23 protein-coding genes are annotated in these 25,478 nt (G+C 39.4%); 7 read left to right on the top strand and 16 right to left on the bottom strand.

Going from position 1 to position 25,478, the window contains the following annotated elements; translation table 11 throughout:
• Positions 1-119 precede the first annotated feature (119 nt).
• Entirely contained in the window at positions 120-1,295 is a 1,176-nt protein-coding gene (locus I6F54_RS07685; RefSeq protein ID WP_165741320.1) for a putative manganese transporter, read from the top strand.
• A 70-nt stretch (positions 1,296-1,365) separates the two neighbouring features.
• Here I6F54_RS07685 and I6F54_RS07680 read toward each other — a convergent pair whose 3' ends face one another.
• From I6F54_RS07680 to seqA, 7 genes are all read right to left on the bottom strand, one after another.
• A complete protein-coding gene (locus tag I6F54_RS07680) occupies positions 1,366-1,731 on the bottom strand; it encodes a DUF805 domain-containing protein (protein WP_165741375.1) in 366 nt (121 codons plus the stop codon).
• A gap of 149 nt (positions 1,732-1,880) precedes the next feature.
• Positions 1,881-3,464 (bottom strand): dihydrolipoyllysine-residue acetyltransferase, encoded by a 1,584-nt coding sequence (locus I6F54_RS07675; protein ID WP_165727888.1) that lies wholly within the window; start codon positions 3,462-3,464, stop codon positions 1,881-1,883.
• 8 nt (positions 3,465-3,472) lie between these two features.
• Positions 3,473-4,450: an alpha-ketoacid dehydrogenase subunit beta gene (locus I6F54_RS07670; RefSeq protein ID WP_008171214.1), complete on the bottom strand. Its 978-nt coding sequence runs from the start codon at positions 4,448-4,450 to the stop codon at positions 3,473-3,475.
• Positions 4,450-5,664: a thiamine pyrophosphate-dependent dehydrogenase E1 component subunit alpha gene (locus tag I6F54_RS07665; RefSeq protein ID WP_024596866.1), complete on the bottom strand. Its 1,215-nt coding sequence runs from the start codon at positions 5,662-5,664 to the stop codon at positions 4,450-4,452. The genes I6F54_RS07670 and I6F54_RS07665 overlap by 1 nt, the downstream gene beginning before the upstream one ends.
• A 265-nt stretch (positions 5,665-5,929) precedes the next feature.
• Entirely contained in the window at positions 5,930-6,982 is a 1,053-nt protein-coding gene (gene astE, locus I6F54_RS07660) for a succinylglutamate desuccinylase (RefSeq protein ID WP_197140595.1), read from the bottom strand.
• 121 nt (positions 6,983-7,103) lie between these two features.
• A complete protein-coding gene (gene pgm, locus I6F54_RS07655) occupies positions 7,104-8,741 on the bottom strand; it encodes a phosphoglucomutase (alpha-D-glucose-1,6-bisphosphate-dependent) (protein WP_165741148.1) in 1,638 nt (545 codons plus the stop codon).
• 9 nt (positions 8,742-8,750) lie between these two features.
• A complete protein-coding gene (gene seqA, locus I6F54_RS07650; RefSeq protein ID WP_024589204.1) occupies positions 8,751-9,347 on the bottom strand; it encodes a replication initiation negative regulator SeqA in 597 nt (198 codons plus the stop codon).
• A 220-nt stretch (positions 9,348-9,567) separates the two neighbouring features.
• Here seqA and I6F54_RS07645 point away from each other — a divergent pair, with 220 nt between their 5' ends.
• The 5 genes from I6F54_RS07645 (at position 9,568) to fur (ending at position 12,105) form a co-directional block, all read left to right on the top strand.
• Positions 9,568-10,335 (top strand): alpha/beta fold hydrolase, encoded by a 768-nt coding sequence (locus I6F54_RS07645; RefSeq protein ID WP_007586854.1) that lies wholly within the window; start codon positions 9,568-9,570, stop codon positions 10,333-10,335.
• A gap of 95 nt (positions 10,336-10,430) precedes the next feature.
• A complete protein-coding gene (locus I6F54_RS07640) occupies positions 10,431-10,652 on the top strand; it encodes a DUF2788 domain-containing protein (protein WP_002962930.1) in 222 nt (73 codons plus the stop codon).
• A gap of 2 nt (positions 10,653-10,654) precedes the next feature.
• Positions 10,655-10,933, top strand: a complete 279-nt coding sequence (gene ybfE / locus I6F54_RS07635) for a LexA regulated protein (protein ID WP_002962928.1) — start codon at positions 10,655-10,657, stop codon at positions 10,931-10,933.
• A gap of 14 nt (positions 10,934-10,947) precedes the next feature.
• Positions 10,948-11,475 (top strand): flavodoxin FldA, encoded by a 528-nt coding sequence (gene fldA / locus I6F54_RS07630; RefSeq protein ID WP_007586856.1) that lies wholly within the window; start codon positions 10,948-10,950, stop codon positions 11,473-11,475.
• A 186-nt stretch (positions 11,476-11,661) separates the two neighbouring features.
• A complete protein-coding gene (gene fur / locus I6F54_RS07625; RefSeq protein ID WP_007586857.1) occupies positions 11,662-12,105 on the top strand; it encodes a ferric iron uptake transcriptional regulator in 444 nt (147 codons plus the stop codon).
• Between the two features lie 109 nt (positions 12,106-12,214).
• On the opposite strand, the gene glnS is transcribed toward fur, so the two are convergent.
• Positions 12,215-13,873 (bottom strand): glutamine--tRNA ligase, encoded by a 1,659-nt coding sequence (gene glnS / locus I6F54_RS07620; RefSeq protein ID WP_197140593.1) that lies wholly within the window; start codon positions 13,871-13,873, stop codon positions 12,215-12,217.
• Positions 13,874-14,091: 218 nt separating this feature from the next.
• On the opposite strand from glnS, the gene I6F54_RS07615 reads away from it, so the two are divergent.
• Positions 14,092-15,162 carry a DUF3083 family protein gene (locus I6F54_RS07615; protein ID WP_165741149.1) on the top strand — a complete coding sequence of 357 codons (1,071 nt, stop codon included), beginning with the start codon at positions 14,092-14,094 and terminating at the stop codon, positions 15,160-15,162.
• A gap of 59 nt (positions 15,163-15,221) precedes the next feature.
• On the opposite strand, the gene sucD is transcribed toward I6F54_RS07615, so the two are convergent.
• The 8 genes from sucD to sdhC form a co-directional block, all read right to left on the bottom strand.
• On the bottom strand, positions 15,222-16,094 hold the full coding sequence (gene sucD / locus I6F54_RS07610; protein WP_010552674.1) for a succinate--CoA ligase subunit alpha: 873 nt from the start codon (positions 16,092-16,094) through the stop codon (positions 15,222-15,224).
• Positions 16,094-17,260 (bottom strand): ADP-forming succinate--CoA ligase subunit beta, encoded by a 1,167-nt coding sequence (gene sucC, locus I6F54_RS07605; protein ID WP_007586870.1) that lies wholly within the window; start codon positions 17,258-17,260, stop codon positions 16,094-16,096. The genes sucD and sucC overlap by 1 nt, the downstream gene beginning before the upstream one ends.
• Positions 17,261-17,437: 177 nt before the next feature.
• A complete protein-coding gene (gene odhB / locus I6F54_RS07600; protein WP_165741166.1) occupies positions 17,438-18,946 on the bottom strand; it encodes a 2-oxoglutarate dehydrogenase complex dihydrolipoyllysine-residue succinyltransferase in 1,509 nt (502 codons plus the stop codon).
• A gap of 3 nt (positions 18,947-18,949) precedes the next feature.
• Positions 18,950-21,769 carry a 2-oxoglutarate dehydrogenase E1 component gene (gene sucA, locus I6F54_RS07595; protein ID WP_165727883.1) on the bottom strand — a complete coding sequence of 940 codons (2,820 nt, stop codon included), beginning with the start codon at positions 21,767-21,769 and terminating at the stop codon, positions 18,950-18,952.
• Positions 21,770-21,863: 94 nt separating this feature from the next.
• Complete coding sequence (locus tag I6F54_RS07590; protein WP_007375751.1) at positions 21,864-22,580, bottom strand: succinate dehydrogenase iron-sulfur subunit; 717 nt, start codon at positions 22,578-22,580, stop codon at positions 21,864-21,866.
• 10 nt (positions 22,581-22,590) lie between these two features.
• Positions 22,591-24,363 carry a succinate dehydrogenase flavoprotein subunit gene (gene sdhA, locus I6F54_RS07585; protein WP_007375750.1) on the bottom strand — a complete coding sequence of 591 codons (1,773 nt, stop codon included), beginning with the start codon at positions 24,361-24,363 and terminating at the stop codon, positions 22,591-22,593.
• Positions 24,364-24,711, bottom strand: a complete 348-nt coding sequence (gene sdhD / locus I6F54_RS07580; protein ID WP_007586873.1) for a succinate dehydrogenase, hydrophobic membrane anchor protein — start codon at positions 24,709-24,711, stop codon at positions 24,364-24,366.
• A complete protein-coding gene (gene sdhC / locus I6F54_RS07575; RefSeq protein WP_076914908.1) occupies positions 24,702-25,079 on the bottom strand; it encodes a succinate dehydrogenase, cytochrome b556 subunit in 378 nt (125 codons plus the stop codon). Before sdhC ends, sdhD begins: the two co-directional genes overlap by 10 nt.
• Positions 25,080-25,478: the final 399 nt, after the last annotated feature.

Here is a 25,478-nt window from a genome sequence, read left to right as displayed (position 1 = left end):
TAGATTTGGTTATCGAAAAACTCAAACAGAGTAATCGATTTAAATAGATGCAAATGATATTGATTATCATTTGATTAAAATATACAGTGTGACCTAGTTAATTTATTAGGTCGCATTGTATGATTTCACTCCCTCACATTGGTTTTATTACTCCTGCCTCAAAACGATTTTTGAGCCAAAATAAACGCTTACTGCTGCCTTTATTTATTTTAACTTGCCTTGCAATACCGCAATTACGCGAAATAACAATGACCGCACTGAGTGATGCATTTTTTCAAGTGAGTGTGTTTGTTGCTGCTACCCTTTTAATTTATTACTACGCTATAGAACACTTACCTCAATTAGAGCTTAGTTATTTAAGTGCCAAGTCCCCTATTTTAGAAATTAGCTTTGCAGCGGTTTTAGGTGCATTACCTGGCTGTGGTGGCGCTATTATTGTGGTTACTCAATTTACAAAAGGCCAAGCAAGCTTTGGTGCTATTGTTGCTGTGCTAACAGCTACAATGGGAGATGCAGCATTTTTATTACTTGCTACCCGCCCTACTGAAGGCTTGTTAATTATGGGAATAGGGTTGGTTGTGGGTACATTCAGTGGTTTACTGGTTAATACGATACACAAAAAAGACTTTTTACGCCCAACAGCGCAAGAACAAAAGCACCAAATTAAAATACTCTCAACTAACATTATTAAAATCAGTAAACCGGTTTGGATGGTAACAATTATCCCAAGCCTTATAATTGCCTTTTTGATTGCGTTTAATGTTGATTTTTCACAGTTTGGTTCAAGCACAAGTACTGTAATTACGCTATTTGGTGCATTAATGGCTTTATTTATTGTTAGTATTTGGGCGCTTTCGTCAAGAGGTGAAAGCTATCAAGAAGTAACATCAGAAGACGATGCATGTAACCCCCCTTCTAAAATAATAAAAGTATTACAAGATACCCACTTTGTAACGGCATGGGTTGTAGCCTCTTTTATGCTATTTGAGATTTTGGTTAACATTGCAGGACTTGATTTAAAAACGTGGTTTGTACATTACGCCTATTTAGCCCCATTAATTGCAGTGCTTATTGGTTTTTTACCCGGCTGTGGCCCGCAAATAATTGTTACAACACTTTATATTCAAGGCATTATTCCCTTTAGTGCTTTAGCAGGAAACGCAATTTCTAACGATGGTGATGCGTTATTTCCAGCAATAGCAATGGCGCCCAAAGCTGCAGTTATAGCTACACTTTATACATCTATTCCCGCATTAATAGTTGGTTATGGGTTGTATTTTTTTGCTGAAATTTAAAAAATGAGATTTAAAAAACACAAAAAAGCTCAGCAATTGCTGAGCTTTCAACATGTTAAGTTATTCTTACTTATACAGTTGCTGGTTCTACTGCTAATTCTTTAGGATTTGGACCAAAATCGTTTTCACCTTCGTGCGAATCTTGCGCAAGAAAAACAATTAAAACAATCCAACCGATTACTGGCACTAACCAAAGTAGCTGCCACCAGCCTGAACGGCCTGTGTCATGAAGACGACGAGCACCAGCACTTAAGCCAGGAATTAATAGCGCTAAGCTATAAATAGAGCCAATGAACATTGTACCTAGTACACCATCAATCGCATTACAAACTACTGAAAAAATGAAGTTAAATAATACAAACATCCAATATGCTTTACGACGATTACGACCTGAAAAATCTGCGTAGCTACGCAACGCGTTCATATAATGTTCCATAAAATTTCCTTAGTGTTATTTTTTATATTCCCTAACGGGGTTAATCCAATTACTTTTTAGTAACATTTGTATCTTAATTAAAAACAGCTGACATTAAAACAAAAAACCAGCTAAAAGCTGGTTTTTATTAAATATTAACAATTTAGCTATTAACTCATAGCCATCATCATTGCCGATGGGTTTTCTAAGTAAGACTTCCATAGGTTATTAAAACGAGCAATAGTGCCCCCATCAATAACACGATGATCGCCAGACCAGCTCACTTGCATAATAGCTTTACTCACAACCTGCCCACTTTCATCAAAACGCGGTAGATGCTGCAGTTTACCTAGCGCAACAATAGCCACTTCTGGTTTATTAATTATAGGGGACGCGATAGTGCCGCCAATAGCACCAATGTTAGAGATGCTAATTGTCCCACCTTTTAAATCATCGGGTGCAACACGGCCTTCTCGCGCAGAATGAGTTAAACGGGTTAAATCATTTGCCACATCAACAATGCTTTTACTCTGGCACGATTTAATATTAGGCACTAACAAGCCAATTTTAGAATCAACCGCTATACCGATATTATGATCGTTATAATAGGTAAGCTCTGAGCATTCATCGTTCACTTTTGAATTAAGTACAGGGTACTCTTTCATTGCTAGCGAGAGTGCTTTTACAAAAAATGGCATCATGGTGAGCTTAACGCCTTGTGCTTTATACTGCTCTTTTAAAGCGCTACGCAAAGCTATAAGCTGTGTTAAGTCTATTTCATCACTAAACGTAAAGTGCGGAATAGTTGAAACCGAAGCTACCATTTGCTTGGCCATGGCCGCTTTAATACCTTTAATTTGCTCTACTCGTACGCCACCGCTTTGATTCTGTGTTTGGTTTTGTACTGCACTTTGAGAAGCATCGCTATTAAGCGGTGAAGTATCAATAGTATTTGGCACTTCGCCTTTTACAAACTCTTCAATATCTTGCTTGTAAATACGTCCATTTTTACCACTACCTGGTACACAGGTTAAATCAACATCTAGCTCACGTGCTTTACGACGAACCGCAGGTGATGCAACCGCTTTTTGATTGATAACTTTAGCAGTTTGCTGTGTTTTAACAGGGGCAACTTTTTCAGCGACGGCATTAGTTTGAGCCTTTACGACCGCTTGGTTTATATCAACATTTGGTTTTGCTGCACTGCCTGCAATTGTCATTTGAAACAACGGGCTATGTACTTTTGCTATTTCACCTTTCTGGTAATATAGTTTTTTTACTGTGCCTGTATATTTTGCCGGAATTTGTACTAATGCTTTGTCGGTCATTACGTCACAAACCGCTTGGTCTTCTTCTATTTCGTCGCCTTCAGCAACTAACCAATCAACAATCTCACACTCAACAATACCTTCACCAATATCCGGTAATATAAAGTCCTCAACCACATCAGCTGCATCATTAGTTTTATTTTCAGCTTGTACTGGCTCTTGTACTACTTCATTGCTAATGCTTTCACCTGCTACATCCATAGCGAATAAAGGGGCATGTACTTTAGCAATCTCACCTTTTAGATAATATAGCTTTGAAATAACGCCATCATGCACTGCCGGAATTTGTACTAATGCTTTGTCTGTCATAACATCGCAAATTGGCTGATCTTCAGATACGGTATCGCCTTCTTGTACTAGCCATTCAACTACTTCGCATTCAACAATGCCTTCACCAATATCGGGTAATATAAAATCTTTAGCCATGGTAACCCCTAAAAATCCATTGATTGTTTAATTGCAGCCAACACTTTTAGTGCATCCGGTACGTATTCTTTTTCAAGTGCCAGCGGGTATGGCGTATCTAGACCACATACACGTAAAATTGGCGACTCTAAATGCAAGAAACACTCTTGTTGTATTGTCGCGGCTATCTCTGCACCAAAGCCATTGGTTATAGGCGCTTCATGACTCACGATTAAACGGCCGGTTTTAATAACCGATTTAGCAATCGTTTCAACATCCCATGGTAAAATACTACGAAGATCAATAACTTCACAGCTTATACCTTGCTCACTTGCTTGCTTTGCTGCATCTTCAATAATCTCCATTTGAGCACCCCACGCTAAAAGCGTAATATCGGCCCCCTCTTGTACTACTTCAGCCGTGCCTAATTCAATACTATAATCTTCTTCTGGCACTTCGCCAATTGATGCACGATATAAACGCTTAGGCTCAAAAAATATGACCGGGTTATCATCTTTAATTGATGCACGTAATAAACCTTTAGCTTGATAAGGGTTACGCGGTACAACTACTTTCAAACCAGGTGTGTGCGCAAAATACGCCTCGGGTGATTGTGAATGGTATAAACCACCGGCAATACCGCCACCATAAGGTGTACGAATAGTTAAGTTACCGACATTAAATTCATTACCACTGCGATAACGAAATTTAGCGGCTTCATTTACTATTTGATCAAACGCTGGGAAAATATAATCAGCAAATTGAATTTCTGCCAATGCAGGCGCACCAAAAGCAGCTAAACCATTAGCAAAACCTAAAATACCTTGCTCGGTTAAAGGCGTATTAAAAACACGATGTTTACCGTACTTCTCTTGCAAGCCCGATGTTGCTCTAAATACACCACCGAAGTAACCAACATCTTCACCAAAAATACAGGCTTGAGGGTGTTCATTCATCGTAATATCGAGAGCAGAGTTAATTGCGTGGAGCATGTTCATTTTAGCCATTACTTAATTCTCCCTGCGGTTACTGGGTAAGCATCTGGATGCTGTTTTATATGTTCTTTTAGTTGCTCGTACTGGCGTTGCAGTAATGGAATTGGTGTATCGTAAACGTCAGATACCAGTTCTTCTAAAGCGGGCTTTGCAACAACTTCAGCACGTTTAAGCGCTGCTAAAATTTCTTCACGAATCGACTCTTTTGCTTTTATATCGTCTTCTTCGTTTAACCAGTCTTGCTTGACCAGCCATTTTCTAAATTTATCAATAGGACACGTTTGATGATTCGCTTCTTCATCTTTAGAGCGATAACCACTTGGATCGTCTGACGTAGAGTGCGCACCCAAACGATAAGCAATCGATTCAATAAGTACAGGTTCACCTTGTGTTGAGGCTATTTCGCGTGCTTTTTTAGTTGCCGCATAAACAGCAAGTGCATCTGTGCCATCAACACGAATTGTTTTAATGCCATAACCCACACCACGCGACGCAATACCGTCGCCTTTAAACTGCTCATCAGCAGGGGTAGATATGGCATAGCCGTTATTACGTGCAAAAAATATAACCGGCGCTTTGTGAACAGCGGCCATATTTAAACCGGCATGAAAGTCACCTTCAGATGCAGCACCTTCACCAAAGTAACAAATAGTCACATTATCAATTGTGCTGGCAAGCTCGCCTGTTTTAGCGTCGATGTGCTTTATTTTTTGGCCATATGCATAACCCGTTGCCTGTGGTATTTGCGTACCCAATGGCGATGAAATCGTCATGTAGTTTAGCGCTTTAGACCCATAATGAATTGGCATTTGACGGCCTTTGCCTAAATCCAATTCATTTGAAAACATTTGGTTCATAAATTGATCAAGCGTAAAGCCACGATAATGCAGGGCTGCCTGTTCACGATATTGAGCCATGATCATATCGTCTTGATCCAGTGCAGCAGCAGAGGCTGTAACTGCGGCTTCTTCGCCTAGGCATTGCATATAAAAACTAACACGGCCTTGGCGCTGCGCGCCTTGCATACGTTCATCTAACAAACGTATAAAACGCATTGTTTCATATAACTTAATAGCGGTATGTTTTGAAATGTCAGGTGCGGTTGCACTAGGATGAATGTCGCCGTCCTCAGTTAAAATACTAAGGGTTGGAATATTAAGCGCTTGACCATCAATAAATTCAAGCTCGTGGTTAATATTCAGCGATACGTTATTTGGATTACTCATAACCTACCTTCTTTTGTTGTCGGTAAAACAGTGCCCCTTTAAATTATTATTGTGGGTGATTGTTGCTGGTTAAACTTTGCAACATCTGCACTATCTTTAATTAAAGCTGCCAACACTTTACGTTAACGTAAAGTGTTATTCAACAGATCTGGGACGAAACAAAAGCAAATACTGGTTAAATAAGTGGCAAGTTAACGATACGGTTACTTTAATTAATAGTAATCATATAGTTAACTTTAAGTTACTAGTGGTCTGATGAGTTAAATTAGACGAAATTGCTATCAATATCCATTGGAATAACAGTAAGGAGTGCTCTTTGCCCTAATGCTACGCTCGCATTTGGAAAAATAATAGCCTCTCCTTCAACGTCAGCGTAAATCGCTGTATCACCGTCGGTTGCAAGTAGTGCACCTTTCGCAAAGCCAGTAAAGTTCTCGGCATCGTCAGAAAAAGGAAAGCTAAAATCGTTCTGCGTTCTATTTATTGTGCGATGGACAGCAAACAATTCAAAATCGTTTGCATTAAATTCAGGATATTTAACTTCATTTTGACTAATTAATGCAGTTAAGGTTTGCTTTGTTTTTTCAAAGCGAGCCATATCGTTTTGACCAAATGGCTTAACTTGACCCAGCTCTACCGTAAAAGAATCAGCACCGTGTATAAATGACGAATAATAGCTAAATGTTGTTGCAGGAGATTTCATCATAAGCACGGTATTTACACCACAACTCAATAAAAATTGTAGCTGCGACTTTTTCCATGGCTTACCATGTAAAAATGGATATACAGCAAATTTTTCGTTTTTAGAGCCTCTAATTGCAGTGTGTAAGTCGTAATGACATCGCGTACTGCCTTGCTCGCCACATGTATAAAAATCGCTTACGTACTGCTCAAGCTTTGCAGCGCGGTTTCGCTCATTATTCATTGGTACACCTTCAATTGTATGGTGACCATTAAATAATCTATTTAAGTTTTCTTCTACAAAACGCAGGCCAATATTAATTGATTGTGGATTACCGTAAATAAACAAAACACGCTGCTTAAGTATCAGCTCGCCTTTTATAATTTGTTTAATAAGTGCATCACAAATTTCAATTGGCGCAGTTTCGTTACCGTGTACAGCGCTTGAATAAACTACATCTTTTGACGTTATAACAGCAGGTTGAAACTCAATGACTCCGGTATCGTGTATATTTACACGAGTCCCATTATCTAAAACAAACTCACCTGCATCTAAATGCCATTCGTTGTCACGACTAAGCGTTAAAAAATCGCCTGTTTGTTTTAATTCATTTAAGTAAGATGGATTGGCTGACATATAATAAGCCCTTTAAAAATAATGTGAGAGTAGACTCTTATGCATATATTTTTATAAATACACAAGGTATAGAAACGAAAACGGCTGAATAAATCAGCCGTTTTAAAATTATTAGATTAAGTTAGCTTATAACTGAATCTACAAGCTTTTTAGCTTCTTTTTCAAGTAACGCTAAATGCTCTTCACCTTTAAATGATTCAAGGTATATTTTATAAATATCTTCAGTACCTGATGGACGCGCTGCAAACCAGCCATTTTCAGTAACCACTTTTAAACCACCAATGGCAGCATCGTTACCTGGTGCATGAGTCAATTTTTGCAAAATAGGCTCGCCAGCAAGTGTATCTGCTTTTACATCAGAAGCACTCAATGCTTGTAAACGTGATTTTTGACCGCTTGTGGCTGGTGCATCTAGGCGTTTATAAATTGGAGAACCAAACTCTTGTTCTAATTCTTTATAAAGGACTGATGGCGTTTTACCTGTCACAGCAAGTATTTCTGCAGCGAGTAGACCCATAATGAAGCCGTCTTTATCTGTACACCATACAGAGCCATCAAAACGTAAGAATGCAGCACCTGCGCTTTCTTCGCCACCAAAGGCAAGCTTGCCTTTGCTTAAGCCTTCAACAAACCATTTAAAGCCTACTGGTACTTCTTTAACCTTACGGTTGTTACGAGCAGCTACTTTGTCGATCATAGAGCTAGAAACCAATGTTTTACCAATTTCTACGGTTTCATTCCAATCACGGTGTTTAAGTAAGTAATCGATTGCCACTGCTAAAAAGTGGTTTGGATTCATTAAGCCGTCTGGCGTTACAATACCGTGACGATCGTAGTCAGGGTCGTTACCAATAGACACATCAAAATCATCTTTTAGTGCAATAAGATTTGCCATTGAATAAGGTGATGAACAATCCATACGAATTTTGCCGTCTTTATCAAGTGGCATAAAAGCAAAACGTGGATCAACAACATCATTAACTACGGTTAAATCTAAATTATATTTTTTTGCAATGACTGGCCAAAAATTAATACCTGAACCACCTAGTGGATCGATACCAATTTTAATACCTGCATCGCTAATTGCTTTTAAATTAACGATATTTGCTAAGTCATCAATATAAGGAGTCATTAAATCTTCGTAGCGGATAAAGCCAGAACGCGATGCCTTAGCGAATGGGAATAACTCAACTTCAACTAAATCTTCTAGTAAAAGTTGATTAGCTCTGTCTTCAATCCATTTAGTGACGTCGGTATCTGCTGGTCCGCCATTAGGTGGGTTGTATTTAAAGCCACCATCTTCAGGAGGGTTATGCGAAGGCGTAACAACAATCCCGTCTGCTAATTCATTTGGGTGTAGCTTATTGTGGCTAACGATTGCATGGCTAATCACTGGTGTTGGCGTAAAATCACCATCTTCTTGTGTGATCACTTGCACTTCATTCGCAACAAGTACTTCTATTGCAGAGTTAAATGCGGCTTCACTCAATGCGTGTGTGTCTTTGCCTAAAAATAACGGACCAAATATGTCATTTTGTTTTCTGTAATCACAAATAGCCTGAGTAATCGCTAGAATGTGTGACTCGTTAAATTTAACATCGTAAGAACAACCACGGTGGCCTGAGGTACCAAAGGCAACACAATGCTCTGGATTTTGTTCAAGATCAGGTTCATTTAAGTAATACGCAGATACTAATTTAGGTACGTTAACCAGTGCCGATTGTGGAGCAGTTTTGCCTGCGCCTGAGTGAATAGCCATTATATTTCCTTACAGGTAATCGCGAATTTTTTCAGCTTGCTCTGCACTATATCCAAGGCAAAGAGCAACTTCATGAAGCATCATTTTTTTACGCGTTGTATTAGAATTAGTCATAACCCAATATTCACTATCGGTTATGTTTTTAGGATTCATACTACTACCGCTATTTACTAAAGCTTCTTTACTAGTAGCAAAGTAAACACGGTCACGCCCTTTTATGTCTAATACCGCAGAAAAATCAGTTTTATGTGTGCGGTAAAATGCACTTAAAATAAACAAAAAGCGTCCAACAACACCTTTTTGCATTGCCAGCTCTTCTTTATTTAATACATTAAAAACATTATCGCTTTTTTGCTTCACGGGTGCGTGAGCTACAGGCGTTTGTTTTTTTGAAGTCTCAGCAGCAGATGGCTCTGAGCTTTTTAATGTGGCGGTAGACGTAGTCGCAGTTTGATTATTTTGAGTTAGTTCTACGTTTGCGGTTTGAATTTTTTCGCCGCTCAGATTTAATAAACGACGTAAAATAGTGGATGCACTTTCACCAATACTTTGCGTATTGCTAGCAATATATTGATATAACTCGTCGTCTATGTCGATTTGTTTCATGTTCTTCCTGTCATTACGGGTCACATTTTTTTCTCCCGTGTGATTATACCCAAACCAATCAGAAATGCGAGTTACAACAAGCACTCCCGTAAACATATTAATATTTACCTCATTGTTGTTGATTTAACAAACAAAAGCCCAATTTAATAAATAGTCGCTGTATTTTTTGCTTTTTAGAGCAATGCTCGGCAAACTATGGCGAAATTTTCAGGAGGCGGGTATGCAGTTAAATTACAAGCAACAAGGGCAAGGTCCTAATGTTATTTTGATACATGGGCTTTTTGGATCATTAGAAAACCTAAATGTAATAGCAAAACCATTAAGTGAACACTTTACTGTTATTAACGTTGATTTACGTAACCACGGGCTTTCTCCTCATAGTGATGAAATGAACTACCCAGCAATGGCACAAGATATTGTTGAGTTATTAGCACATTTGAACATAGATAAAGCACATTTAGTTGGGCACTCTATGGGTGGTAAAGTGGCAATGGAATTAGCGCTTACACATCCTGAACTTGTAAATAAGCTTGTTGTACTTGATATAGCACCTGTTAGTTACCCTGCTCGGCACACAAAAATATTACAGGCATTAAAAGCGGTTTCAGCACAATCAATTGACGATAGAAAACAAGCTGATGCTCTAATGCAGCCTTACATAGAAGAGCTGGGAGTTCGACAGTTTCTACTTAAAAGCCTCGCTAAAAATGAGGAAGGTCATTTTGCATGGCGATTTAATTTAAATGTGCTTGACGAAAAATATTCTACAATTACATCCAATGTTAATGAAAACAATTCTTGTTTATGCGATACTCTTTTCATTAAAGGTAATGATTCTGACTATATTTTGCCCGAGCATCGTACTGCAATTAAAGCTCGCTTTAAAAATACCAAGGCTAAAATAATTCATGGCGCAGGCCATTGGCTTCATGCTCAAAAGCCACTTGCCGTAAATAAAGCGATAAACGACTTTTTAACTGCGGTTTAAAGCAATTTTAATCGCGTGTTTTTGATTTTGCGCACTAAATATATGAATAATTATATGCTATAGTACGCGCCGTTTAATTTAAAGGTTATACGTTGATGGTCAGTCAGTTAATTAACGAATTTGATACCCTAGGGTTGTATTTTGGCTTAGCCGGTATTTTCATATTCATCGGCATGGCAATTAAAGACGTACTAAAAAGTGGCAATGTGCCTAAGTTCGGACAATACATTGTCTGGGGTGTGCTCTTTTTAGGTTGTTCAGGCTTTATTGCTAAAGGTCTTATTCAAGTATTTTGGCAAGGCGCAGGTGTAGGTTAAGCATGGCGAAGTCAGAAACAGATAGAACTACACTCGATTTATTTGAATACGAAAAACGCCCAGGCAGACCTAAAACCAATCCCCTTTCACGGGATATGCAGTTAAAGGTAAATAAACGTAATCAAATAAAAAGAGATAAAGCACGTGGCTTAAAGCGTGTTGAATTTAAAGTTTCATCGCAGTTATATCAAGCATTGAGTGATATGGCAGATGCACAAAATATTAGCCGCAGTGCGCTGATTGAAACGATTTTACAAGAAAGATTGGCTATTGATACATAAAAGGTTTTAAATCCATGGCAAGTGTAGGCATTTTTTTCGGAAGTGACACAGGTAACACAGAACACGTAGCAAAAATGATCCAAAAAGAATTGGGTAAGAAGCTAGTGGCTGTTCATGATATTGCAAAAAGCTCTAAAGAAGAGATTGCTGAATTTGATTTAATCTTATTCGGTATCCCTACTTGGTACTACGGTGAAGCACAATGTGACTGGGATGACTTTTTTCCAGAACTTGAAGAAGTAGACTTTGAAGGTAAACTTGTTGCTATTTTTGGTTGTGGAGACCAAGAAGATTACGCTGAGTACTTTTTAGATGCGATGGGCATGATCAACGATATCGTTACTGAGCGTGGCGCTATTGTTGTTGGTCATTGGCCGAGCGAAAGCTATGACTTTGAAGCATCTAAAGGCATGGCTGATGATAAGCATTTTGTAGGTTTGGGTATCGACGAAGACCGTCAACCAGAGCTTACAGAACAACGTGTTAAAGCATGGTCTGCTCAAGTATATGAAGAGATGTGTTTAAGTGAATTAGCTGACTAATTTACTGCATATATCGCTAGCTGTTTAAATAATTATCAAACAGTTAGCGTTTTAAGCTTTAGTGGCAATATAAATCAATTGTTCTTTGCACTTAACGCTTAGGCACGTTATCCTGTTTGTTGCTAATGTGTCGTGTACATCTTTGCAAGATGTCTAGTATAACCAAATAAAATTGAGACAGATTTAATGACTGATCATAACTTGGAACTTAAAAAAGCCGGTTTAAAAGTAACTTTACCGCGTATTAAAATATTAGAGATTTTACAATCTCCAGATAACCAACACATCAGTGCTGAAGATGTTTACAAAATTCTTTTGGATCTAGGTGAAGAAATTGGTCTTGCAACTGTATACCGCGTACTTAACCAATTTGATGATGCGGGTATTGTAAGCCGTCATCACTTTGAAGGTGGCAAATCAGTATTTGAACTTTCAGGAAGCACACACCACGATCATTTAGTATGTTTGAAGTGTGGCAAAGTTGTAGAGTTTGAAGATGAGATGATTGAACGTCGTCAACTTGAAATTTCTGAAGAAAATGGTATTACACTTACAAACCATTCTTTATATTTATACGGTGAGTGTAATGATAAAGCAGCGTGTAAAGAATTTAGCGACGCTAACAGCTAATACCGCTTTTAAAAAGCAATAAAAAACCTGCTAAGTGCAGGTTTTTTTGTGTCTAAAATACGCTTGTAATGAATATCCCCAGTAAATACTGGAGATATTTAGATATTATTTATTGAGTTTTAGACCATGAATCGCGAAGACCCACTGTTTGATTAAATACAACATTCTCTGATTTAGAATCACGAGAGAAATAACCCGTACGCTCAAACTGAAAGCCCTGATCTGCTTGTGAATTAGCAAGCGATGGCTCTAATTTAGCGTTTGATAAAACAACCAGTGACTCTGGATTTAATGTTGTTTCAAACTCATCAGCGGCTGCTGGGTTTGGAACACTAAACAAACGATCGTATAAACGAACTTCTGCCGTAATAGACTCTGGTGCTGAAACCCAGTGAATAACACCTTTTACTTTACGTCCATCACTTGGATTTTTACCAAGTGTTTCAGTATCGTAAGTACAGAAGATAGTTGTGATTTCACCATTTTCGTCTTTTTCAACACGCTGTGCTTTAATAACATAAGCACCACGTAAGCGTACTTCTTTATCAAGCACTAAACGTTTAAACTTGTTATTCGCTTCTTCTTTAAAGTCTTCTCGTTCTATATAGATTTCACGAGTAAACGGTACATCACGACGACCCATTTCTTCTTTATTTGGGTGGTTAGCCACAGATAAAACCTCAACATTGTCTGCATCGTAGTTTTCAATAACAACTTTAACAGGATCGAGTACGGCCATTGCACGTGGTGCATTTTCGTTTAGATCTTCACGGATACATGCTTCAAGCATACCCATTTCAACCATATTCTCTTGTTTTGTTACACCAATACGCAAACAAAACTCACGGATTGAACCTGGTGTATAACCACGGCGACGCAGGCCTGCAATTGTAGGCATACGTGGGTCATCCCACCCTTCTACATGGTTATTTACCACTAAATCGCTTAGCTTACGCTTAGACATAATTGTGTATTCAAGATTTAAACGTGAAAACTCAATTTGCTGTGGGTGACACTCTAAACTAATGTTATCAAGTACCCAGTCGTACAAACGACGGTTATCTTGAAATTCGAGTGTACATAATGAATGTGTAATACCTTCGAGTGCATCAGAAATACAGTGCGTGAAGTCATACATTGGGTAAATGCACCACTTGTCTGCTGTTTGATGATGATGAGCAAAACGTACGCGATAAATAATTGGATCGCGAAGCACCATAAATGAGCTTGCCATATCAATTTTAGCACGCAGGACACATTCGCCTTCTTTGAATTCGCCAGCACGCATTTTTTCAAATAACGCTAGGTTTTCTTCAACGGATGTATCTCTGTACGGGCTATTTTTACCTGGCTCTTTCAATGTACCACGGTATTGGCGTGCTTCATCCGCTGTTAAAAAGCAAACGTACGCTAAGCCTTTATTTATAAGCTCAACAGCGTAACCATATAAAGTATCAAAATAGTTAGAAGAATACTTTATATCGCCATCCCAGTTAAAACCTAACCACTGTACGTCTTCTTTTATAGAATTAACGTAGTTAATGTCTTCTTTTTCTGGGTTTGTATCGTCAAAACGTAAGTTACATAAACCGTTATAATCTTTTGCGATGCCAAAATTTAAACAAATTGATTTGGCATGACCAATATGCAAAAAGCCATTTGGTTCAGGTGGAAAACGTGTATGCGTTGTTGCATGCTTTTTACTTGCTAAGTCTTCATCAATTCGGGTTCTAATAAAGTTACTTGGGCGATTCTCAATTTCCGCCATAGGAGTGTAGTCCTCTAAATATTACGTAATAACAAAACTAATGCATTATTACAAAAACATACACTAACATACAGCACTAGATTAAGGTTTATTTTTGATATTGCTTAACTTTAATTCAGCTGAACCATTGTTTATGAATAAAATTTGTTTTAACGCAATATTTAAGTCATCTAAACAGTTTATAGTAGGTAAATAACCTACATTATAAGGATTTAAAGATGGCGACACTTAATCAACATCGTGTATATATTCCAACTAATGCACGCGCTAACCACTACCTTTTAGCTGAAATAACCCCTAATCAGGATTTTTATAAAAGCTTTAGTGATATAAATTGCTGCTATGAACGTATTGCACGCCAGCTGTTTGCTTCTTGTGATGAGTACGAGCTTTATAATGTGCACTTATTAGCGAATGATAAACTACCCGTTGTAAGATTTAATGATGAGTCTTATCAATTAGAAACAGATAAACAAATGCTCTTTTTTTATAATCCCCGTTATCACGAAGCGCATAAGATTTATTACACTGAAGGTACACCGAGTAAAAAAATACGCATTCTATTTTTAGCAACAGGCGATGATTTGCGAGCCAACTCTGCAGAATTTCATAATAAAGTTCAAAAAGTGTTAGACACTTTACAAGGACAACTCTTAATAAATCAGCCCCAGTTTAAACTACGCGACCATCAACACTTAACGTATGACCTATTTGCTAAAGAAAAAGGCAACAAGGAAAGCTATGGTTACAAATTAAGAAGTCTCTACCCTCGCTACCAATCAAGACAATGCAGCATACCCAATGATTATGCAGAGATGACTTACGCCACTTTTACTATACCGGTTTCGCGCGCAATTAAAACGCAGTTTCAAACACTAATGAACACAAACGACTATGCTAAATTTTATGACTACTTTGCATATGCATTTATACGTGCGTGTCAAAATAACAACTTAAACCATGGCGCTATGGTTGCTAACGGCGCAACGCCTATTATACGCAATAGTAAAATAGATAAGAGTGAAGGCAATGATGAACTTCAAAAGTTAAGTTTTGATATTGAATCTAATGAAAATCAAATTAAGCACTTTTCTGAAGCAAGTAAATTAGTAGAAACGCTGCATTTTGTAGTAGTAGCAACGCAGCAGGATAAACATGAAATGGGCTACGGTCGATTTATGAACCAAGTAGAAAAAACAATCTATACTCTGTGTAATGAGCTGGCTATAAATAAACAACGCCAAGACTTATCTGTACGTTTTTTCCAGCATATTAGTTACCCGTTCTAAATTTTCATCTAATAACAAAAAGGCCCGCATGTGCGGGCCTTTTCAAAGGAAACAAGCGATTACCAGCCTGTTTTCTCTTTAAGTGCTTTACCGATATCAGCAAGTGAACGTACAGTTTTTACGCCCGCAGCTTCTAATGCAGCAAATTTCTCATCAGCAGTACCTTTACCGCCGGCAATGATTGCGCCAGCGTGACCCATACGCTTACCTTCTGGTGCAGTAACACCAGCAATGTAAGATACTACAGGTTTAGTTACGTGAGCTTTGATGTACTCTGCAGCTTCTTCTTCTGCAGTACCACCAATTTCACCAATCATTACGATTGCTTCAGTTTGTGGATCTTTTTCGAACATTTCTAGAACGTCGATAAAGTTAGTACCTGGAATTGGATCACCACCAATACCAACACACGTAGACTGACCAAAACCAGCATCAGTAGTTTGCTTAACTGCTTCGTACGTTAAAGTACCAGAGCGAGAAACAATACCTACTTTACCAGGTTTGTGGATATGACCAGGCATGATACCAATCTTAGTCTGACCTGGAGTAATAACACCTGGGCAGTTAGGACCGATCATACGAGTACCTGTTTGATCTAGTTTAATTTTAACATCAACCATATCAAGTGTAGGGATACCTTCAGTAATACAAACTATTAGCTCGATGCCAGCATCGATAGCTTCTAAGATTGCATCTTTACAGAAAGGAGCTGGTACGTAGATAACTGAAGCAGTTGCGCCAGTTTCTTTTACAGCATCACGAACTGTGTTGAATACAGGAAGACCAAGGTGCGTTTGACCGCCTTTACCTGGGCTAACACCACCAACCATTTGTGTACCGTACTCAAGCGCTTGCTCTGAGTGGAAAGTACCTTGGCCACCAGTGAAACCTTGACAGATAACTTTTGTATCTTTATTGATTAATACAGACATTATTTGCCCTCCGCAGCAGCAACAACTTTTTCAGCAGCGTCTGTTAGTGATTCAGCAGCAATGATATCTAGACCAGAGTTCTTAAGAACTTCACGACCTAATTCAGCATTAGTACCTTCTAAACGTACAACTACTGGTACGGTTACGCCAACTTCTTTAACTGCGCCAATGATGCCTTCAGCAATCATGTCACAACGAACGATGCCGCCAAAGATGTTTACTAAAACAGCTTTAACATTGTCGTCAGAAAGAATGATTTTGAATGCTTCAGAAACACGTTCTTTAGTAGCACCGCCACCAACATCCAAGAAGTTAGCCGGCTTGCCGCCGTGTAGGTTTACGATGTCCATAGTACCCATTGCTAGGCCTGCACCGTTAACCATACAACCAACATTACCGTCTAGAGCAACGTAGTTAAGCTCGAAGCTTGCTGCGTGTGCTTCACGAGCATCTTCTTGAGATGGATCGTGGAATTCACGGATTTTAGGTTGACGGTAAAGTGCATTACCATCAATACCGATTTTGCCGTCAAGACAGTGAAGGTTGCCTTCATCTGTAATTACTAACGGGTTGATTTCAAGTAGTGCGAAATCAAAATCAGTGAACATTTTACCAAGACCCATAAAGATCTTAACAAACTGTTTCATTTGTACTGGGTTAAGACCCAATTTGAAACCTAGTTCACGTGCTTGGTAAGCTTGAGGACCTACTAACGGGTCGATCTCTGCTTTGTGGATAAGCTCTGGTGTTTCTTCAGCAACAGTTTCAATTTCAACGCCGCCTTCAGTAGACGCCATGAAAACTACTTTACGAGATGCACGGTCAACTACTGCACCTAGGTACAATTCGTTAGCAATGTCAGTACAGCTTTCTACTAAAATTTTAGCTACTGGCTGGCCTTTCTCGTCTGTTTGGTAAGTAACTAGGTTTTTACCTAACCAATTAGCTGCAAACGCTTTTACTTCTTCGATAGTTTTAACTAGCTTTACACCGCCAGCTTTACCACGTCCACCTGCGTGAACCTGAGTTTTAACAACCCACATATCGCCGCCAATTTTTTCAGCAGCTGCAGCAGCTTCTTCAGGTGTATCGCAAGCGTAACCTGTAGAAACGGGTAAACCATATTCGGCAAAAAGTTGTTTTGCCTGATACTCATGCAAATTCATGATGCTTTATCCAATTTTTTATACTAAAAGAGCTGAATATTTTTTCAAATAAACAACTATCCCAAATTGCGCACCTAGTATAGATCCCAAGGCTTAACATGAAAACCCCAGTACGACCAAAGGCGCAAAAAAAAAGCTGTGAATGTTCATTCACAGCTTACATTTCATACAACTAGATTAAACATCTAGCAATAAGCGAGTTGGATCTTCAAGTAACTCTTTAATAGTCACTAAGAAACCAACAGATTCTTTACCATCAATGATGCGGTGGTCATAAGAAAGTGCTAAATACATCATAGGAAGTATTTCAACTTTACCATTTACTGCCATAGGACGATCTTGGATTTTATGCATACCCAAAATCGAAGATTGTGGCAAGTTAATGATAGGTGTAGATAGCAATGAACCAAATACGCCACCATTAGTAATAGTGAAATTACCACCCGTCATATCAGCAAGCGTTAGCTTACCATCACGACCTTTAAGTGCTAGTTCACGAATACCTTTTTCGATTTCAGCAACAGATAGTTTGTCACAATCTTTAAGTACTGGAGTAACTAGACCACGTGGAGTAGATACTGCAATGCTGATATCGAAATAGTTATGGTAAACAATATCGTCACCATCAATTGATGCGTTAACATCAGGGAAACGTTTAAGTGCTTCAGTTACCGCTTTCACGTAGAAAGACATGAAACCTAAACGAATGCCATGACGCTTTTCAAACGTTTCTTGATACTGCTTACGAAGGCTCATGATTGGTCCCATGTTCACTTCGTTGAATGTTGTTAACATTGCAGTTGAGTTTTTAGCTTCAAGAAGACGTGTCGCAATCGTTTTACGTAAACGAGTCATAGGTACACGTTTTTGTGTACGATCGCCCATCGGTGCTGCTGGAGCAGAAGCTTCTGCTTTTTTAGCCGCTGGCGCTGGTGCTTTTAAGAAAGTATCAACGTCTTCTTTAGTTACACGACCATTTTTACCCGTGCCTTTAATTTTAGAAGCGTCTAAGCCTTTTTCAGCGATTAAACGACGAACTGATGGAGTTAACACATCTGAGCTTTCGCTTGAATCTGCTGGCGCTGCGTCTGCTTTTGCAGCTGGAGCCGCTGGTGCACCGCCTGCTTTAACCGAACCAATTACTTGCTCGCCTAATACAGTATCACCTTCTCCGTGAATGATATCACCCATGATGCCATCTTCTTGAGCTACTACTTCAAGAACAACTTTATCTGTTTCAATATCTACCAAGTTTTGGTCGCGTGTTACAGCGTCACCTGGTTGTACATGCCATGTAGCAATTGTTGCGTCTGCAACTGATTCTGGAAGTACAGGTACTTTAATATCCACTTCTTTACCTTCTGATGCTGATTGCGCCGCTGGCGCGTCTTCTGATTTAGCTGGTGCTGATTCTTCTTTAGTTGAACCTTCACTTGCTGGCGCTGCATCAGCATCACCAAGTAAACCCATAACTTGATCGCCAAGTACGGTTGCACCTTCTTCTTGTGATATCTCTGTAATTACACCGTCGTGCTGTGCAACAACTTCTAGAACCACTTTATCTGTTTCAATGTCTACTAAGTTTTGATCGCGAGTTACTTTGTCGCCAACACTTACATGCCATGTAGCAACGGTAGCATCTGCAACCGACTCAGGAAGAACAGGAACTTTAATTTCTGTGCTCATTGCTTATCCTTTATTTTCTATAGTAAGCGCGTCGGCAACGAGCGCTTGTTGTTCTTTAGTATGTACTGACATGTAACCACACGCTGGTGATGCAGATGCTTTACGTCCTGCATATTTTAATTTAGCACCTTGTGGGATTGCATCAATAAAGTGATGTTGTGAACAGTACCATGCACCTTGGTTTTGTGGCTCTTCTTGACACCATACAAAATCAGTTACGTGTTGGTAGCGCTCTATAATTGTTTTCATTTCATCGTGCGGGAACGGATATAGCTGTTCAACACGTACAATTGCAACATTATCTTGCTCAAGCTTACGACGTTCTTGTAATAGTTCGTAGTAAACTTTACCACTACAAAATACAACACGTTCTACTTTCTCCGGGTTAATATCATCAATTTCATCGATCATATTATGGAAAACACCGTGTGAAAGCTCTTCAAGTGATGAAGTAGCAAGAGGGTGACGAAGTAACGACTTAGGTGTCATTACAATCAGTGGACGACGAAGTGGTCGAACTGATTGACGACGAAGCATAGCGTAAACTTGTGCCGGAGTAGACGGAACACACACTTGCATGTTGTGATCAGCACATAGTTGTAAGAAACGCTCTAAACGCGCTGAACTATGCTCTGGTCCTTGACCTTCGTAGCCATGCGGTAACAAAATTGTAAGACCACATAAACGGCCCCATTTTTGCTCACCAGAACTTAAGAATTGGTCAAATACAACCTGTGCACCATTGGCGAAATCACCGAACTGCGCTTCCCAAAGTATTAGTGATGTAGGCTCTGCTGTTGCATAACCATACTCAAAAGCAACAACGGCTTCTTCAGATAAAACCGAATCAAATACTTGAAAAGTACCTTGGTCTTTACTTAGGTGCTCTAAAGGAGTGTACGTAGCACCATCAGTTTGACTATGAACAACAGCATGGCGATGGAAGAATGTACCACGACCAGAATCTTGTCCAGTTAAACGAATGTCAGTGCCTTCTGTCGCAATTGTTGCATAAGCAAGTGTTTCTGCCATACCCCAATCAAGCGCTTTTTCACCACTTGCCATTAACTTACGATCATCGTAAATCTTTTTAACACGAGATTGAGCAACATATTGCTCTGGGTAAGTTGCAATTTTTTCACCCAGTTCTTTTAGTCTTTCAACAGAAACACTCGCGTCGTAATCAACATTCCACTCGTGGCCAACATATTTAGCCCAATCTGAAGAATGCGAAGTCTCTGGCTGTATTTCTGAAACAACACAGTTGCCTTCATCTAATGCATTACGGTAATCATCTGCTAGAGCTTTAACTTCTTGTTCAGAGAAAGAGCCTTCTGCAATCAGTTGATCAGCGTAAATTAAACGTGGAACTGGATGTTTTTTAATTTTTTGGTACATGACAGGCTGAGTTGCATTAGGCTCATCAGCTTCATTGTGACCATGGCGACGGTAACACACTAAATCGATAACTACGTCGCGCTTAAACTGGTTTCTGAAATCAAGTGCAAGCTGTGTAACAAATGCAACAGCTTCAGGATCATCAGAATTAACATGAAATATTGGTGACTGAACCATTTTAGCTATGTCAGTACAATATACAGTTGAGCGTACATCATCTTGTTTAGACGTTGTAAAACCTACTTGGTTATTTACAACAATGCGTATACTACCACCACAGCTAAAGCCATTAGTTTGTGACAAGTTAAATGTTTCTTGTACAACACCTTGACCAGTAACTGCAGAGTCACCATGAATTGTAATTGGTAGAGCTTTAATACCAGAGCTATCACCTAAGCGATCAAGACGAGCGCGAACTGAGCCCATAACTACTGGATTTACAATTTCAAGATGAGATGGGTTAAACGCAAGCGCCATATGTACGTTGCCACCTTTAGTAGCAAAGTCAGATGAGTAACCCATGTGATATTTAACATCGCCAGAACTTAATGTCTCTTTGTGTTTACCGGCAAACTCATCAAATAATTCTGATGGGTTTTTACCTAGTACATTCACAAGAACATTCAAACGACCACGGTGAGCCATACCAATAACAGCTTCTTGTTGGCCGCTTTCACCAGCGCGGTGAATAAGCTCTTTTAGCATTGGAACTAACGCATCGCCACCTTCGAGTGAGAAACGCTTAGCACCTGGGAACTTAGCCCCTAAATATTTTTCAAGACCATCAGCAGCCGTAAGACCTTTTAGGATACGTAGCTTTTCATCTTTTGAGAATTTTGGCCTAGACTGGACAGATTCTAAACGCTGTTGTAACCAACGCTTTTCCTCTGTTGATGTGATGTGCATATACTCAGCGCCAATTGAACCACAATATGTAGTTTTTAGTGCTTGGTATAGTTCACCTAAAGGCATAGTATCGCGCCCTACGGCAAACGACCCTACGTTAAACTCGCGGTCAAAATCACTTGAAGATAGGTCGTGGTACTCTAGCTCTAAATCTCGTACACGCTCTCGTTGCCAAATACCTAATGGATCTAGGTTTGCATTTTGGTGTCCACGAAAACGGAAAGCATTAATAAGTTGTAGAACTTTAACCTGTTTAAGGTCACCGCCACTACCCTCTGCTACCACTACTTCTCTATGCTTGTTTTTTGCAAGCTGTGCAAACTGTGCTCGAACCTCTGAATGTTTTACTTCAACATCCACACCATCAACTTTAGGTAATTGTTCAAACACTTCTCGCCATTCGTCTGGCACAGAAGTCGCATCGTCTAAATACGCTTCATAAAGCTCTTCTACATAAGCAACGTTGCCGCCGTTTAAATGTGAAGATTCTAGCCATGCCTTCATCACACCTTCGTGCATTTATAAGCCCTTTTTTTTAGCGCAGAAATTAATAGTTATTATAACAAGATGGCTAATATAATTTAATATCAGCCATCTTACCTTTACTAAGCTATCAAACCGCTCGGTTTAGTAACATAGATTTGATTTGTCCAATTGCTTTGGTCGGATTAAGACCCTTAGGACAAACGCTAACACAGTTCATGATACTGTGACAACGGAACACACTGAACGCATCGTCTAAATCCGCTAAACGTTCTTCAGTTGCTGTATCTCGGCTATCAGCCAAGAAACGGTAAGCATGAAGAAGGCCTGCTGGACCAATGAACTTGTCTGGATTCCACCAGAACGAAGGACACGATGTTGAACAACATGCACACAAAATACACTCATAAAGCCCATCTAATTTATCACGTTCTTCAATAGTTTGAAGACGTTCGCCTGCTGCAGGCTGATCATTAATTAAATAAGGTTTAACTTTTTCGTACTGAGTGTAGAACTGACTCATGTCAATAACAAGGTCACGAACCACAGGTAAACCTGGTAATGGACGTACTACGATTTTACCTTTGCCATTTTTTTGTAGCGTAGATAAAGGAGTAATACATGCTAAACCATTTTTACCATTCATGTTAACACCATCAGATCCACACACACCTTCACGGCATGAACGACGGAAAGATAATGTAGGATCTTGTTCTTTTAGAAGAATAAGTGCATCCAACACCATCATGTCGTGACCTTCCTCTGTTTGCAAGGTGTATTCTTGCATACGAGGAGCGTTGTCAACATCTGGATTATAACGATAAACTGAAAATTGTACTTGTGCCATCGTCTATCTCCTAGTAAACACGTGCTTTAGGTGGGAAAGCTTCACGCGTTTTAGGCGCATAGTTTACATCACGCTTACTCATTTCATCCGTTACAGGATTGAATACTGAGTGACATAACCAGTTTTCGTCATCACGATCTGGGTAGTCAAAGCGAGAATGTGCACCACGGCTTTCTGTACGGAAGTTTGCAGCTACTGCAGTCGAGTAAGCTGTTTCCATTAAGTTATCTAGTTCAAGACATTCGATACGCTGCGTATTGAAGTCTGATGATTTATCATCAAGACGAGCATGTTGCAGACGTTCGCGAATTTCTTTAAGTTCTTGAAGACCTGCAGCCATTGAGTCACCTTCACGGAATACCGAGAAGTTAAGCTGCATACATTGTTGTAGGTCTTTTTTGATTTGAACTGGATCTTCACCTTGGCCAGCCGTTGAATTTTCCCAACGATTGTAACGTGCAAGAGACGCTTCTAAATCTGATTCTGAAGCAGCTTTAGATATTTCAACGTCATTTAGGTACTTACCTAAGAAGTTACCCGCAGCACGACCAAACACAACTAAATCAAGTAATGAGTTACCACCTAAGCGGTTTGCACCGTGTACAGATACACATGCAATCTCACCTACTGCAAATAAACCTTGAACTACTGTTTCGTTGCCTTGAGCATCGATTTGTAGCGCTTGTCCATTTACATTAGTAGGAACACCACCCATCATATAATGACAAGTTGGAATTACTGGAATTGGCTCTTTTGCAGGGTCAACGTGAGCAAATGTTTTAGCAAGGTCACATACGCCTGGAAGACGTAAATTAAGTGTTTCTTCACCCAAATGGTCAAGTTTTAACTTAAGATGTGGACCCCAAGGACCATCACAACCACGACCTTCACGGATTTCAGTCATCATTGAACGTGCAACAACGTCGCGAGACGCTAAGTCTTTTGCGTTTGGTGCGTAACGTTCCATGAAGCGTTCGCCATCTTTATTTAAAAGATAACCGCCTTCACCACGACAACCTTCAGTTACTAGCGTACCAGCACCTGCGATACCCGTTGGATGGAACTGCCACATTTCCATGTCTTGCATAGAAATACCAGCACGTGTTGCCATACCAACACCGTCACCAGTGTTAATGTGAGCATTAGTGGTTGATGCAAATATACGACCTGCACCACCAGTAGCTAATACAACAGCTTTAGATTTGAAGAAGGTAACTTCACCTGTCTCAATCTCAATTGCAGTACACCCTACTACATCACCATTATCGTTTTTAACTAAATCAAGTGCATACCATTCAGAGAATACATTTGTTTTGTTTTTAACGTTTTGTTGATATAGAAGGTGTAATAAAGCATGACCAGTACGGTCAGCAGCTGCTGCAGTACGTGCGGCTTGTTCACCACCAAAGTTTTTCGATTGACCACCGAAAGGACGTTGGTAAACACGGCCATTTTCAAAACGAGAAAATGGTAAACCCATGTTTTCTAATTCGGTAATAGCTTCTGGGCCAGTTTGACACATGTATTCAATAGCGTCTTGGTCACCGATAAAATCGGAACCTTTAACGGTATCGTACATATGCCATTCCCAGTTATCTTCGTGTGAATTACCAAGCGCAACCGTAATACCGCCTTGAGCAGATACAGTGTGTGAGCGCGTTGGAAATACTTTAGATATTAATGCACACGTTTTGCCAGATTCTGTAATTGCTAAAGCAGCGCGCATACCTGCACCACCTGCACCAATTACTACGGCGTCAAATTCACGAACAGAATATTTCACTTAAACACCCCATAATACGATTAGACCAATAGCTACGTAAGCAACGGCCATTAGGTTTAATACAAAACCTAAAACTGCACGAAGCTTTGCGCACTTAACATAGTCTGTAAGAACTTGCCAAAGGCCAATGCGGGTATGAACCATAATGCAAACAAGGGTAATTAACGTAAACCCTTTCATTGCTAGGTTAGAGAAGAGGCCTGTCCAGGCTTCGAAAGTGACTTCTGGCGTCGCTAAAAAATAGCCGATAATAAAAATCGCGTAAGCGCTGATTATTAATGCCGTGGTACGTAAAGATACGAAATCTTGTACACCATCACGTTTTAGAGTTGCTTGATTTAAAACCATATCCACACCCCTGCCAATACGGCAAACACAACACCAAGAGCCATTGAAACTTTAGCGCTGAGGTTACCTGATTCAAGTTCTTCCCAATGTCCCATATCCATAATCATATGACGGATACCACCAATAAGGTGATAACCTAATACAGAAACAGTGCCCCAAGCTATAAATTTGGCAATGAATCCGTTAAACAGACCCTTGACGAATTCAAAACTTTCAGCTGAAGAGAGAGACTCAGACCAAGCCCAAATGACAAACGTTAAAGCAAAAAATAATGCAACACCGGTGACGCGGTGAAAAATTGAAGCTTTAGCCGTTGCCGGCATAGATATAGTTGTTAGATCTAGATTTACAGGTCTTTGCTTTTTCACAGTTACTTGCCCATCTTTGCTCACAGTGGAGCTCATCTACTTGTTTTTCTAAAAACCCACCAAATATTACTGATGGAACTATCAAAATAAACGTACCAAAACAATTAAAGTTCACAAACCTGTAAATTTTAAGCTGTTAAGAATATGTTTACCCAAATACAATACGGTTTAAAACCACCGTTAGTATATATACCCACAGGGCTTTTTACAATTCTTGTTTATTTAGAGATGTTTGCGAATTAGCCAATAGTATTATATTTAATTAATACCGAATATTTATTATACATATATGCATAATGTTTATAAAAATTGACTTTAACCCCCTCTTTCACGTTAAAATGAGAAGATGTGCTTAAAACAGATTTCAGAACTTTAAAATCTAAAAATCAGAATAGATAT

This window comes from Pseudoalteromonas sp. SWXJZ10B (assembly GCF_015864475.1).
Lineage (GTDB): Bacteria > Pseudomonadota > Gammaproteobacteria > Enterobacterales > Alteromonadaceae > Pseudoalteromonas > Pseudoalteromonas arctica.
This window is presented reverse-complemented; position numbering and strand designations above follow the sequence as displayed.

Excerpts from the sequence above, each read along its gene's own strand:
- I6F54_RS07685 (WP_165741320.1), top strand. The coding sequence starts at position 120 with ATGATTTCACTCCCTCACATTGGTTTTATTACTCCTGCCTCAAAACGA.
- I6F54_RS07680 (WP_165741375.1), bottom strand. The coding sequence starts at position 1,731 with ATGGAACATTATATGAACGCGTTGCGTAGCTACGCAGATTTTTCAGGT.
- I6F54_RS07675 (WP_165727888.1), bottom strand. The coding sequence starts at position 3,464 with ATGGCTAAAGATTTTATATTACCCGATATTGGTGAAGGCATTGTTGAA.
- I6F54_RS07670 (WP_008171214.1), bottom strand. The coding sequence starts at position 4,450 with ATGGCTAAAATGAACATGCTCCACGCAATTAACTCTGCTCTCGATATT.
- I6F54_RS07665 (WP_024596866.1), bottom strand. The coding sequence starts at position 5,664 with ATGAGTAATCCAAATAACGTATCGCTGAATATTAACCACGAGCTTGAA.
- astE (WP_197140595.1), bottom strand. The coding sequence starts at position 6,982 with ATGTCAGCCAATCCATCTTACTTAAATGAATTAAAACAAACAGGCGAT.
- pgm (WP_165741148.1), bottom strand. The coding sequence starts at position 8,741 with ATGGCTATTCACTCAGGCGCAGGCAAAACTGCTCCACAATCGGCACTG.
- seqA (WP_024589204.1), bottom strand. The coding sequence starts at position 9,347 with ATGAAACAAATCGACATAGACGACGAGTTATATCAATATATTGCTAGC.
- I6F54_RS07645 (WP_007586854.1), top strand. The coding sequence starts at position 9,568 with ATGCAGTTAAATTACAAGCAACAAGGGCAAGGTCCTAATGTTATTTTG.
- I6F54_RS07640 (WP_002962930.1), top strand. The coding sequence starts at position 10,431 with ATGGTCAGTCAGTTAATTAACGAATTTGATACCCTAGGGTTGTATTTT.
- ybfE (WP_002962928.1), top strand. The coding sequence starts at position 10,655 with ATGGCGAAGTCAGAAACAGATAGAACTACACTCGATTTATTTGAATAC.
- fldA (WP_007586856.1), top strand. The coding sequence starts at position 10,948 with ATGGCAAGTGTAGGCATTTTTTTCGGAAGTGACACAGGTAACACAGAA.
- fur (WP_007586857.1), top strand. The coding sequence starts at position 11,662 with ATGACTGATCATAACTTGGAACTTAAAAAAGCCGGTTTAAAAGTAACT.
- glnS (WP_197140593.1), bottom strand. The coding sequence starts at position 13,873 with ATGGCGGAAATTGAGAATCGCCCAAGTAACTTTATTAGAACCCGAATT.
- I6F54_RS07615 (WP_165741149.1), top strand. The coding sequence starts at position 14,092 with ATGGCGACACTTAATCAACATCGTGTATATATTCCAACTAATGCACGC.
- sucD (WP_010552674.1), bottom strand. The coding sequence starts at position 16,094 with ATGTCTGTATTAATCAATAAAGATACAAAAGTTATCTGTCAAGGTTTC.
- sucC (WP_007586870.1), bottom strand. The coding sequence starts at position 17,260 with ATGAATTTGCATGAGTATCAGGCAAAACAACTTTTTGCCGAATATGGT.
- odhB (WP_165741166.1), bottom strand. The coding sequence starts at position 18,946 with ATGAGCACAGAAATTAAAGTTCCTGTTCTTCCTGAGTCGGTTGCAGAT.
- sucA (WP_165727883.1), bottom strand. The coding sequence starts at position 21,769 with ATGCACGAAGGTGTGATGAAGGCATGGCTAGAATCTTCACATTTAAAC.
- I6F54_RS07590 (WP_007375751.1), bottom strand. The coding sequence starts at position 22,580 with ATGGCACAAGTACAATTTTCAGTTTATCGTTATAATCCAGATGTTGAC.
- sdhD (WP_007586873.1), bottom strand. The coding sequence starts at position 24,711 with ATGGTTTTAAATCAAGCAACTCTAAAACGTGATGGTGTACAAGATTTC.